This is a genomic window from Priestia sp. SIMBA_032 (assembly GCF_046535215.1).
In the GTDB taxonomy this organism is placed as follows: domain Bacteria; phylum Bacillota; class Bacilli; order Bacillales; family Bacillaceae_H; genus Priestia; species Priestia aryabhattai.
The window spans coordinates 1-228 of record NZ_JAWRXD010001743.1 but is presented as its reverse complement, the minus strand read 5'-3'; the positions used below and the strand labels follow the sequence as shown (position 1 = coordinate 228).

General features: G+C 64.5%; 1 protein-coding gene. It reads right to left on the bottom strand.

Annotated elements, in window-relative coordinates; all coding sequences use genetic code 11:
• A partial coding sequence (rnpA, locus tag SB717_RS40170) for a ribonuclease P protein component (protein ID WP_410908984.1) occupies positions 1-228 on the bottom strand: 228 nt, incomplete at both ends.

Genomic DNA, 228 nt, shown 5'->3' with positions numbered 1-228 from the left:
ACATCCAGTCCGCTCCCGGTCTGCGGCACGGATGAGAACAGGGGGAGGAGGTCGTAGGCGACGGCCTTCAGCCGACGACGGACGAGATTGCGGTGAACCGCGTTACCGACCGCTTTGCTCACGATGAAGCCGAATCGCACCACGTCGGAGTCGGGATTCGGACGGAGATACGTCACGGTCGTCGCGCCGGTGAAGCGGACTCCGCGTCGTACTGTCGCCCGATAGTCC